The organism is Cyclobacterium jeungdonense (assembly GCF_010994275.1).
GTDB classification, from domain to species: Bacteria; Bacteroidota; Bacteroidia; order Cytophagales; family Cyclobacteriaceae; genus Cyclobacterium; species Cyclobacterium jeungdonense.
The window spans coordinates 374,636-386,833 of the sequence record NZ_WMCD01000001.1; the positions used below are offsets into that span (position 1 = coordinate 374,636).

9 protein-coding genes are annotated in these 12,198 nt (G+C 47.8%); 7 read left to right on the plus strand and 2 right to left on the minus strand.

Annotated elements, in window-relative coordinates; translation table 11 throughout:
- Nucleotides 1–56: 56 nt before the first annotated feature.
- From GKS34_RS01440 to GKS34_RS01450, 3 genes are read left to right on the plus strand one after another with little or no spacing between them, the layout of a single operon-like run.
- Entirely contained in the window at nucleotides 57–800 is a 744-nt protein-coding gene (locus tag GKS34_RS01440) for an ImuA family protein (RefSeq protein ID WP_163383033.1), read from the plus strand.
- A complete protein-coding gene (locus GKS34_RS01445; protein ID WP_163383034.1) occupies nucleotides 793–2,283 on the plus strand; it encodes a Y-family DNA polymerase in 1,491 nt (496 codons plus the stop codon). Before GKS34_RS01440 ends, GKS34_RS01445 begins: the two co-directional genes overlap by 8 nt.
- 37 nt (nucleotides 2,284–2,320) lie before the next feature.
- Complete coding sequence (locus tag GKS34_RS01450; protein ID WP_163383035.1) at nucleotides 2,321–5,542, plus strand: error-prone DNA polymerase; 3,222 nt, start codon at nucleotides 2,321–2,323, stop codon at nucleotides 5,540–5,542.
- A gap of 107 nt (nucleotides 5,543–5,649) precedes the next feature.
- Here GKS34_RS01450 and GKS34_RS01455 read toward each other — a convergent pair whose 3' ends face one another.
- Nucleotides 5,650–6,528, minus strand: a complete 879-nt coding sequence (locus tag GKS34_RS01455; protein WP_163383036.1) for a radical SAM protein — start codon at nucleotides 6,526–6,528, stop codon at nucleotides 5,650–5,652.
- A 285-nt stretch (nucleotides 6,529–6,813) separates the two neighbouring features.
- Complete coding sequence (locus GKS34_RS01460) at nucleotides 6,814–8,493, minus strand: hypothetical protein (RefSeq protein ID WP_163383037.1); 1,680 nt, start codon at nucleotides 8,491–8,493, stop codon at nucleotides 6,814–6,816.
- A gap of 337 nt (nucleotides 8,494–8,830) precedes the next feature.
- Here GKS34_RS01460 and GKS34_RS01465 point away from each other — a divergent pair, with 337 nt between their 5' ends.
- The 4 genes from GKS34_RS01465 to GKS34_RS01480 all read left to right on the plus strand — a co-directional run bounded on the left by GKS34_RS01465 (nucleotide 8,831) and on the right by GKS34_RS01480 (nucleotide 12,148).
- Nucleotides 8,831–9,604, plus strand: a complete 774-nt coding sequence (locus GKS34_RS01465; protein WP_163383038.1) for an MlaE family ABC transporter permease — start codon at nucleotides 8,831–8,833, stop codon at nucleotides 9,602–9,604.
- Between the two features lie 4 nt (nucleotides 9,605–9,608).
- Complete coding sequence (locus tag GKS34_RS01470) at nucleotides 9,609–10,355, plus strand: ABC transporter ATP-binding protein (protein ID WP_163383039.1); 747 nt, start codon at nucleotides 9,609–9,611, stop codon at nucleotides 10,353–10,355.
- Nucleotides 10,352–11,335, plus strand: a complete 984-nt coding sequence (locus GKS34_RS01475; protein ID WP_163383040.1) for an MlaD family protein — start codon at nucleotides 10,352–10,354, stop codon at nucleotides 11,333–11,335. The genes GKS34_RS01470 and GKS34_RS01475 overlap by 4 nt, the downstream gene beginning before the upstream one ends.
- A gap of 252 nt (nucleotides 11,336–11,587) precedes the next feature.
- Nucleotides 11,588–12,148: a type 1 glutamine amidotransferase domain-containing protein gene (locus GKS34_RS01480; protein WP_163383041.1), complete on the plus strand. Its 561-nt coding sequence runs from the start codon at nucleotides 11,588–11,590 to the stop codon at nucleotides 12,146–12,148.
- The last annotated feature ends 50 nt before the right edge of the window (nucleotides 12,149–12,198 follow it).

A 12,198-nucleotide genomic window follows, 5' to 3' on the forward strand; every position in this document is an offset into this window, starting at 1 on the left:
ATTAGAGTCAATAGATTGATACGATACGTGTCAAATATAATGACGCTTTCGGATATATGAAACTAAAATGTGATAAAATCGAACGGATGCGCCAGTTGAGAAGGGAAGTCATGGCGCTTGAAGGCTTTCTCCCCTCTAAAGGGAAGGAGGTCGATCGAAGGGTACAGTTGGGTCCCATGGAAGAGGCTTTCCCGGAGCAGGCGTTTCCCCTGGGTGTAAATCACGAATTTATCAGCAACACCGCTTCCGAAGCGGCATCTACCCAGGGGTTTTTAGCGGCCATTCTGGGCATGCTCTTGCAGAAGGGCGGGTATTGCCTTTGGCTGGGCATCCGGCCCCAGGTCTTTCCTCCGGCGCTAAAACAATTTGGTGTAGCCCCGGATAGGTTGGTGTTTGTGAACGTGCCCAGGGAAAAAGACCTGTTGTGGACACTGGAACAAGCACTCAGCTGCGAAGCCCTGGTTGCGGTTGTTGGGGAAATCAGGGAGCTGGGTTTTTCCGAATCGCAGCGTCTGCAGCTGGCAGTGGAGCGTAGCCGGGTGACGGGCTTATTGCACCGGCACCGTCCCGTAAGCTTGCATGCATTGGCCTGCGCTACCCGCTGGAAAGTGGTGCCGCTCCCAAGCCGTCCGGAAGCTGGTATGCCAGGACTGGGTTTTCCCACCTGGAAGGTGGAACTGCTCAAGGTCCGTAACGGAAGGCCAGGAAACTGGCAGATGGAGTGGAGCGCGGAGGGTTTTCAGCACATTATCCATGAAGAAAACGTACCAAACAAACCCAAGGAAAGACGGTATGCCTAAGCGTTTCCTATCCCTATGGTTTTGTCACCTGACCACCGACCGGTTGGCAATCCGGAAGCCTGAGCTCAGGGAAACTCCCTTTGTTTTGGTGGCTTCTGAGCAGGGCAGGAGGATGGTACAAGCTTCCAGTAGGCAGGCTCTTGCACTGGGTATCCGGCCTGGTACTTCCCTGGCCGATGCCCGGGTCCTTCACCCTGGGTTGGAAGTCTATGCCGACAAACCAGGCTGGGGAGAACGGCTCCTTTACCGTTTGGCCGAATGGTGCCTCAGGTATACCCCGTTCGCCGCTCCCGATACCCCTTCCGGGTTGATTCTGGACATTTCGGGTGTTCCCCATCTTTGGGGTGGAGAGGCCGCTTATCTGGAAGACTTGCTGTCGGTATTGAATGGCAAAGGCTATCAGGTGCGGGCTGCCATCGCCGATACCATTGGGGCGGCCTGGGCCCTGGCTCGGTACGGGGAGCAGGGCTGCATCGCCGGAGAGGGAAAGCAGCGGGAAGCCCTGTTGTCCTTGCCTCCCGCCTCTCTTCGCCTGGAACCGAGGGTACTGGAGGGCTTGGAAAAACTGGGCTTTCGTGAGATCGGCCAGTTTATCGACCTGCCAGCGGCTACTTTACGCAGGCGATTTGGGGAAGGCTTGTTGCTCCGGCTGGGCCAGGCCTTGGGAAGTGAAGAGGAAACTTTCCAACCCATACAGCCCAGAGTTCCTTACGAGGAGCAGTTGCCCTGCCTGGAACCCATTCGTACCGCAAAAGGAATTGAAATCGCACTCCGGCAGTTGCTGGATAGCCTGTGTCAGCGGTTAGGCAGGGAAGGGAAGGGGCTGCGCAAGGCGGTTTTCAAAGGCCTCCGGGTAGATGGGATAACAGTGGAAATCACCATCGGTACCAGCCGGGCCTCCCATAATCCGCTGCACCTTTTCCGTCTCTTTGCCCTGAAAATTCCCTTGCTGGAGCCAGCCTTGGGCATTGAGTTGTTTACCCTGGAAGGCTTTCTGGTAGAAAAGGTTCGGCTTCCACAGGAGCAGCTCTGGCATCGCTCGGGGGACCCGGCAGCAGTGGCAGAACTGTTGGACAGGGTAGCTGCTAAGTTGGGTTCGGGCCGCATACATCGTTACCTGCCCCAGGATCGGTATTGGCCGGAGCATTCGGTACGGCCTGCACAGACCTTTGATGAAGAGCCCGATACGGCCTGGCCCGATACGATTCGTCCCCTACACCTGTTGCCCGTTCCGGAACCCATAACGGTCATGGTACCCCTTCCCGATTACCCTCCCCTGCATTTCAGGTATCAGGGCAAGGTGGTTCGGGTGGCCCGAGCCGACGGACCGGAGCGCATCGAGCAGGAATGGTGGCTGCAGACCGGGCCGCCCCGGGATTATTATTGCGTAGAGGATGCGGAAGGGGCCAGGTACTGGCTTTTCCGGCTGGGACTTTATGGAAAAGGGGAGCCCCAATGGTTTTTGCACGGCTTTTTTTCGTAATCCGACACGTTTTATCCAAAGTAGATTCAAACAAAAAATGCATCCAACAGCCTATAGCGAACTGCAGGTAACCACCAACTTTTCCTTTCTTCGGGGAGGCTCTCATCCGGAAGAGATGGTGCAAAGAGCCAGTCAGTTGGGTTACGAAGCAATTGCTGTTACCGACCGCAATACCATGGCAGGAATTGTTCGGGCGCACGCGGCAGCCAGGGAATCCGGCCTTCGTTTTATCCCTGCCTGCCGCCTTGACCTATTAGACGGCCCCAGTCTATTGGCCTATCCCAAAAATCAGGAGGCCTACGGAAGGATTTCCTCACTGCTTACCCTGGGTAATCTCCGCGCCGAAAAAGGTACCTGTCACCTATACAGGCAGGATGTATTTACCCATGCTCGTGAAAGTCTTTTTATTGCGATTCCTCCAAACAGTTTGAATGCCAGCCTGGATTTTGAACCGGCTTTTTATTCTTCCCTTAGGGAATACAAAGAAGCTCTGGGTGACAGCCTATTCCTGGCTGCGGCATTTACCTACAATGGCAGTGATCAGAAGCGACTGTTTCGACTTTCGCGGTTGGAGGAAAAAAGTGGAATTCCCCTGGTGGCCGTCAATGACGTTCATTATCATGCTCCGGGTAGAAGAGCGCTTCAGGACGTGCTGACCTGTATCCGGGAAAAGTGTACCATTCAAAATGCCGGGTTCCGCTTGCATCCCAACGCCGAACGCTACCTGAAATCCAGGGAAGAAATGTACCGCCTCTTTCGGGATTATCCGGACGCCCTCGGCCGTGCAAGGGAACTAGCCGAATCCTGTCGGTTTTCCCTGGACCAGTTGACCTATCAATACCCGGAGGAAATCACTACCGAGGGGCACAGTCCGCAGGAGGAGCTGGAGTTGTTGACCTGGGAAGGGGCCAGGGAAAACTTTGGAGGGCAACCTCCTCAAGGAATTCGGGATACGATACAGCACGAGCTTGAATTCATTGCCCGAAAAGAATATGCATCCTATTTTTTGACGGTTTACGATTTGGTACGCTTTGCCAGGAAGCGGGGCATCCTCTGTCAGGGGCGGGGATCGGCTGCCAATTCGGTGGTTTGTTATTGCCTGGGGATTACTTCGGTAGACCCATCCAAGTTCAAGCTACTATTTGCCCGCTTTATGTCCGATGCCCGCAACGAGCCACCTGATATAGACGTGGATTTTGAGCACGAGCGCCGGGAGGAGGTCATGCAGTATATTTACGAAAAGTACGGCCGGGATCGGGCCGGGATTGTGGCCACCGTCACCCGGCTACATTGGAAGGGAGCGGTACGGGATGTGGGCAAAGCCATGGGCTTATCGCTGGATGCAGTGGATCGGCTTGCCAAGTCAGGCCATGAGTTGACAAAGGAATGGTTGCAGGGGCAAAAGGTGTCCTCCCAGGGTTTTGATCCCAGGGATCCGCATTTGAGAAAAACGCTACTGCTTACCTGGCAGTATATAGGCTTTCCCAGGCAGCTGGGGCAACACACAGGAGGCTTTGTAATCACACGGGACAAGCTTTCCAATCTTTGCCCGGTCTTGCATGCGCGGATGGAAAACCGCACCTGCATCGAATGGGACAAAGACGATATCGACGCATTGGGGTTTTTGAAGGTGGACGTGCTGGCATTGGGCATGTTGACCTGCATACGCAAGGCTTTTGACCTGGTCCGGTCCCATTATGATGTTCAGCTAACCCTGGCCAACATTCCTCAGGACGATCCCAAGGTCTATGAGATGATCAGTCATGCGGATACCCTGGGGGTTTTCCAGATTGAGAGTCGCGCGCAAATGTCCATGCTGCCCCGTTTGAGGCCCAAGACCTTTTACGATTTAGTAATCGAAGTGGCGATTGTACGGCCAGGACCAATTCAGGGAGACATGGTACATCCTTACCTCAAACGAAGACGGGGGGAAGAGCCGGTGGAATTCCCTTCCCGGGAATTGGAGGAAATTTTGGGCCGGACGCTTGGGGTGCCCTTGTTTCAGGAACAGGCCATGGAAATTGCCATCGTCGCAGCGGGTTTTACTCCCGCAGAGGCGGACGGACTTCGACGAAGCATGGCCACCTTCAAGGCGCATGGCCTGGTAAGTCAATACGAGAAGAAGCTGGTGGGCGGCATGGTGGCAAGGGGTTACAAGGAGGACTTTGCGAAGCGGGTGTTCCGGCAACTGGAGGGATTTGGCAGCTATGGTTTTCCTGAAAGCCATGCTGCCAGCTTTGCCTTGCTGGTTTATGTTTCCTGCTGGTTGAAGTTTCACTATCCGGATGTCTTTGCTGCAGCCCTGCTGAACAGCCAGCCCATGGGTTTTTACAGGCCAGCCCAGATCGTGGCGGATGCACGCAAACACGGGGTGGAGATAAGGCCCGTGGATGTGAATCGGTCCTTTTGTGACAATGTATTTGAAGAAAAATCCGGCAATCACCTGGCTATTCGGTTGGGGTTTCGACAGGTAAAGGGATTGAATCAATCGGACATGCAGCTTCTGGTGGAGCAGCGGAAAAAACCCTATGTCCATATCACCGACCTGATCAATGCCGAGGTTCCCAAGTCAGCACTGGAACGTCTGGCCGATGCGGATGCGTTTCGGTCTATGGGCCTTGACCGCAGGCAGGCACTTTGGGAGGTGCTTGCCTTGCAGGGCAGACCCATCGGTGTATTTAAAGGACAGGTTCAGGAAACCTCTAAGGAAAAAGAGGTACCCCTGCCTAAGATGCCCCCAATGGAGCAGGTCCTACGGGATTATGCAGCCACCACGCTTTCTTTGAAATCCCATCCGCTTAGCCATGTGCGCGACCAACTTGACCAGTTAAGGGTGAGTCCCACGGCCCTTTTGGGGAAAATGAAAGACGGGGCTTTTGTAAAAGTGTGCGGCCTGATCACGGTTAGGCAGCGCCCGGGCACGGCAAAAGGCGTCCTTTTCATAACGATTGAAGACGAGACCGGTTTTGCCAATCTGGTGGTATGGGCCAAGACCTTTGAGAAATACCGCTCGGTCATCCTGCAATCCAAGCTGCTAATGGTTTCCGGGAAACTGCAAATAGAAGGGGAGGTAATCCACGTGGTGGTACGCTCTTGCCACAATTTAAACAGTTTGCTGAGAGTGAGAACTCACGAACCAGGGAAGCGTATCCCAGAAAAGTCCGCGGAAGCAGGAAAAAATGTAGTGGAAATTCCTCGGTCACCATCACTCAGAAAAGGAGAACAAGGATTACTTTTTCCCTCCAGGGATTTTAAATGAGGAAGTTGAATTAGTTCCTTACTCCCACCAGCCAGTCCTGATGCCTGGATAAAATCAAAAGATTGCTTATGATAGGTGAAGGAGCGTTTTTTATTTTATTCTTAAATTTAGTAGGAGGGGCAGGCTGAAATTTTCTTCCCTTTCTTATCTGCATTATTCAGCCAGTCCATAATTTGGAAATCGGCTGAATGGCAAAATGGGCAAGAATGAACCATGCCCCTGCTATCTACATAAAAACTGGACTTGCCCGCAGAAAGACAGCCCAGCCTTCTTTGATAATAACCGTGGTACAATATTGGTGCAATATGACGGTACCGAGCATCATGGTTCAGGCTTACAAAGGCTTTTTCCATTTCGCTGATTTGTTCCATGGTTAAGATGACATCTTTTCCCCTATAATTTCCTTCTGCTTTGGGTTCCAACCATTGAATAAAATCTGCTCCCATAGCCGTGGATGCTTCGGCATGTGCTGTCAAAAAATCGGCATTTGCATTTTCCCGTAGTACACAAACGGATATAGCCAGCAACAATCCAGCCTGATTGGTGGCGTTTGCAGCCAGGGCAGCAAACTGATAGGCTTGATTGTGTCCCCTAAAGATATTGTGTTTTTCGGCATTGATGTCATCCAGACTTACAATTACGCCTGTAGCGCCAGCCTGTTTCAGTTTTTGTGCACGTGATAAATCGAGGTTAAATCCTGAGGTGAGGACCCAAAATTCAGTACTTCTATCCGCATCGCGTATCAATTCAAGCATTTCATTGAACCGGACCATAGGCTCACCTCCGCTTAATGAAAGATGAGCCAATCCTTTTGCTTGCAGCTTAGAAATAATCAGTTTTAGTTCATCTTTAGTGAATGTTTCATGAAGGTTCAAGTTGTCCCATTCAAAACAGTGTTCACAGCGCATGGGGCACTTGGTGGTTATCGCAAAATTTACTTGCTGATAACTGTTTATGGCAAAAGTATGGGGCACGAACTTATTCATTTCTGTAAGGATATACCGGTCAAAATTTTTGGACGGGAAGGGAGGCAGATAAAGCCCGACCCAGTATTTTCCATTTTTCACCGCGTATTTTCGCTTGCCTCCTGAGACTTTACGATTAATTTTCAGTATCTCAGAAAAAACCAACTTTACCTTTTTTATAGATCGATATACCTTAAAGGCCAAGAATGCAATATGAATCTTTACCCATATCCTTAAAGCGATTTGAACTAAATAGGAAGGTCTTGAACTGCTTATAGTATTAGCCATTTTTGAAAAGCGTTAGATTTAATTTCGTTTTTTCAATAATCTCAATGGCTTTCCCTTTGGCGATTGATCGGTTAGGTACTGACTTTGGCTTATTTCCAAATAACGTTGCAAACTGAAGGCAGGCAGCATTCCATCCTTTCTGAATTGAGTCAGGAACTTCCGGTCTGCCTTGCCTTTAAATTCGCGAATAGGTTCATAAAATCCCCTACTGTGCAAAAAAGCAGAATAGGTTTGGTTGGGGTTATAATTCTCAAATCGATACGTCAAATAGGCCCGGTTTCCTACTTCAGGTTGTTCCATAAAAATTCCGTCATTTTCCAAGAGGGGTGACAACACATCCTGGTCCTTTTCATCGATGGCGCTGGTTGGTTTGATCATTTCTATCTTTTCGGTAGCTATTGGAGCCAATTCTGTCAGCGTAATTTTGTCCAATTCCCAAAACATAAATCCTGTCCTCAACCTTACTTCCAACCCTTCATCCAAGAAAGCAATATCCTCCAATGGAAGGAGAACCTCCCTGTTCATCAAAGGTCCAATGGTTTTTATTTTTTGTACTTCCTTCCATCCCCTTTCTGTCTTTGCCTCCACGGTAAGCATCATTTCCTGCTGATCCATCCATTCGAGGATTTCATCACCCGATTTTTTCTGTTGTTTAGCAACGAATTTGGAATACTTTTTCCCGAAAGCCCGATAAAATTCAGCAATCATGTATTCCAACCAATAGTTGTTTTTAACCGAAAGAAGCAAGCCATGCTGTTTTTTTGTATCGGGATGGTCAAAATGGACATAGAGTTCATTTACGGAATCGTTTTGATCATCATTGAATGTACAGGCAATATTATCCACTTCAGAGAGCGGGAAAAGCATATCCACTTCTTGGTTTATACTAGCATGTGTAGGTTTATAAAAAGTGTTTGATTTAAACAGGTTTCCGAATGGATCACTAAACACCCTTTCATCCGGATTGTGGGCAACCACCATAAGGTCTGCCATGTCGGTATATTGTCGTTCTTTTAGTTCGTTGCTAATCATTAGTTTTAAATCCTTACCCATAGAAAGGTCTGGGAGTGGCAAAAAATCCTCGCGAGCGAGTGCAGGAATAATCGCGCCACCAAAAGTCTCCCCTTGTAAAACGTATTTTTCACCGTCATACACACTGATAAACGGACAGGAGCTCTTCGTAAGTATAAGAATTACCATAATGACAGCGAGTATTCCAACGGTAACACCTGCAGCTGCCAAGATAGTTACCGCGGCGCTTTTTCCTTTATTCTTTTCGATTACTTCCAGTTTATTGATGTCGCTTATGGAGATTTCCACCCGGTCACCAATACTGCCCAAATCAGCAAGATCGGTATAAAGATGAACTTCTTGTAACACCGCATCATTGGCTATTTTATACCTGTCACTTTGACCTTGATTGGTAAGGTAGGTAAAATGTTCCCTTGGAACTTCGGCAAGAGTCCCACGCAACTTTTCTTCATTCAGGTCAAAACTGAAGTTGGTCAATAGATAAACCTTCTGTGGACTTCGTAAGATCAAAGCTCTGTATTCTAACTTCGCTCCTTTCTCACTACTATCAAAGGAATAGGAGGATACTGGCTGGGTAACCGGTTTATAATAGTAACAACTATTTGTCAATAGGATCAAACTTAATCCAATTGATAGCATACCGGGGACTTTAGCTCTTTTGTTCATGGCAAATCACGTTATACGTAAAGAAATAGAATGCTTTATTGTATTAACTGCCAAGGAATTTGGTCATACATCTTTGGCGCCCCGATCATCCACTGCCAGACGACAACTGACTATAAATCAATTGGTCTGCATTAAATTTAGTGACAATTTTTGTTAAATAATACATTTATTTTTTGCCCTTACAGGAAACAAACCCCTTCATTTTAATTGTTTTAGCGGTAAGGCCTTTTCAATTTTTCTTTTTGGATTTTTTACCTGATTTTTATCATAAATTGACTTGATCTTTGCAACGGCTTTTCTCACGAAAGTTGATGAATTTAGGAGATGAAAGAAATGTATGGCACTACTGAATAAACTGAACACTCCTTTCTTTCAGGAGGTAGGAGAAATAGCCCGATTTACGGGCCGTTTTTTCCGGGAAATCAGCAAGCCCAGGCATGAGTGGGAGGAGTTTGTAAATCAAAGCTATTTCATCGGCTACAAGACCTTTACTCTCGTGGGTATCACCGCTTTTATCATGGGTCTTGTCTTGACAATTCAGTCACGTCCTACCTTGGTGGAGTTTGGGGCGGCATCGTTGCTTCCATCCATGGTGTCTGTTTCGCTGGTCCGGGAGATCGCTCCCGTGATCACAGCTTTGATTTGTGCTGGTAAGATAGGCTCTGGAATTGGGGCAGAATTGGGATCGATGCGTGTAACTGAGCAGATCGATGCGATGGAGGTCTCGGGAACCAATCCCTTCAAATACCTGGTCGTTACCCGCGTTTTGGCCTCTACGGTCATGGTACCCATTCTTTCAAGTTTGGCAATTGCGATTTCATTGTACGGAGGTTATTTGGGAGCGAACCTGAAAGGGGATGTAAGCTGGTCTTTGTATTGGTATCAGGCCTACAAAGTATTGGTTTTTGGGGATTTTGTACCGGCTATGGTCAAGACGATATTCTTTGGTTTTGCCATTGGTATCGTCGGCTGCTACAAAGGCTATAATTCCCAAAAGGGAACCGAAGGAGTAGGAAGATCTGCCACCACGGCAGTGATTGTTGCTTCGCTTTTGGTGTTTATTTTGGATTTGATAGCGGTGCAAGTTGCCGATGTCCTGGGACTTACCTGATTTTATGGCAAAGGGCGACTCCATCATCGAGGTAAATAATTTGAACAAATCCTTTGGGAAGAATCACGTCCTTCGGGATTTTTCGCTTACTCTTTCTGAGGGAGAGAATCTGGTTATCCTCGGAAAGTCGGGTTCCGGGAAATCCGTTTTGATCAAATGCATTATCCGATTGATCGAACCGGACAGCGGTAGAATTACTATTCTAGATCAGGATATTAGTCTGCTGGATCAGGACGAAATGGACTTGCTTCGTGCTGATGTGGGCTTTTTATTCCAAAGCAATGCACTCTACGACTCCATGACGGTTCGAAAAAATCTCGAATTTCCTCTTCGTCGGCATTGGACGAAGGAGGAGCGTGCCAAAAACGCCGGATCGGCTGTGAAGGAAGCTTTGGAGGACGTGGGCTTACTTCATACGATCAATATGATGCCGGCCGAACTCTCTGGAGGGATGCGGAAGCGGATTGCTTTGGCCCGGACTATCATTCTCAAGCCAAAGGTTATCCTATATGATGAACCGACAACAGGTTTGGACCCGATTACCGGCAGAGAAATCAGTGAACTGATGAACCAGATTCAAGAAAAATACAATACAGCATCTATCATTATTTCGCACGATATGAACTGTATCCGAATGACAGCTAATCGAATCATCATGCTGATCGAAGGGAAAAATTATGTGGAAGGCACATTTGAAAACTTAATTAAAAACCGAGATCCCAAAGTGAGGGAATTCTTCGAAGGACTATGAGTACAGATAGAAAATTTTCCAATGCGAAGCTTGGCGCGCTCGTGATCGCAGGTTTACTGTTTCTCGTCTTTTCGCTCTATATGATCGGGAGGAATCAGAATATCCTGGGAACATCCATGCACGTTTTTGTACAAATGGAAGACGTGAATGGCTTACTTCCCGGGAACAATGTCCTTTATAAGGGGATGAATGTAGGCACGGTAAGTGACATCAATGTGTTGGATGAAAATACGATTCAGGTGGATCTATTGATTCGAAACAAAATGACCCCCTTCATTCTCAAAAATGCCCGAACCACCATCAATACCGATGGCCTGATCGGAAACAAAATTCTGCAAATCCACCCACAGGAGGGAGGTGCTTTACCGATTGAAGAGGGAGATGTCTTGATTCCCCTGGAGCAAATCGGAACCGAGGACATGCTTCGGCAGCTCAACAGTTCGGGCGATTACCTGCAAAACACGCTGATGAACCTATCTGAAATCACAGAAAAGATCAATCAAAACCAGGATCTTTGGAATACGCTTTCGGATACACTTTTACTGGTGGAGATGAAAGAAGCGATTCGCTCGTTCCACCGAGCGGGGGATCAAGCTACTCAAATGGCCATGGCTGGGAAGGAATTGCTGGAAAACATCGAAAAGGGGGATGGATTGGCAGGTACCTTGATTTCGGACACGGTGCTGACGACAAGAGTGGAGCGAAGCCTGGAGCAGATCGAATCGACTACGGCTGAGACACAGGTGGTCCTTCAGCAACTTAATCAGCTGATCGAGGGAGTGAAAGCTGGCGAAGGAACTGCTGGATTGGTTTTGGAAGACTCGCTTTTCCGGGCTACCCTGATGCAGACCCTGATCAACCTGGAGTCCAGTACCGAGCGGTTCAATACCAATATGGAAGCAATGCGATCGAATTTTTTATTCAGGAAATATTTCAAAAGGCTGGAAAAAGAGGAAAAGAAAGCTGCAAATAAGAATTGATTGGACTTCAATTCTCAGATCCGGTTGAGTGATTATTTTCCCATTTTGGTTACTTGCTATCCGGTAAATCTGGTTTAAAGTAAAATGGGTAATGGAATAATTATTTTATCTAAATAATTATTCCATTTTTATTATGTTCAATTAAAAAATACTTTAATGGCATGGAAGTTGATTCGATTTTAATCCCGCCTGTTTTGGTTTTTCCACCAGGCAGGGGATTAAAATGATTGTTAAACCAAACTATTTTGTATCATGCCTAATTTAAACGATAAAACCGTAGCTATTTTAACCGAAACTGGATTTGAGGAAAGTGAACTGAAAAGCCCTAAGCAGGCATTGGAGGAAGCCGGAGCTACCGTTCATGTGATTTCTCCTGCCACGTCCATCAAGGGCTGGAAAGATGGAAACTGGTCAGAGGAGGTGCACATAGACAAAAGCCTGAGTGATGCCAATCCATCTGATTACCATGCATTGATGATTCCTGGAGGAGTAATTAATCCCGATAAACTACGAACCAATAAAGATGCCATTGCCTTTATCAAAACCTTTTTTGAAGCGGGTAAACCGGTAGGAGCTATTTGTCACGGTCCACAAGTATTGATCGAGACAGGTGCCTTACAGGGTAGGGAAATGACTTCCTGGCCATCCATCAAGACAGACTTGACCAATGCCGGAGTAAATTGGACAGATAGCGAATGTGTATGTGACTCTGCGTTGGTAACGGCCCGTAAACCGGATGACCTACCTGCTTTCAATAAAAAATTGATTGAAGAAATTCGGGAAGGTGTTCACGAGGAGCAAAAGACCGTATGATTCTTTGAGAAGCGAAAATTTTAAGAGAGTCTGTTTTTAATCGGTAGGCT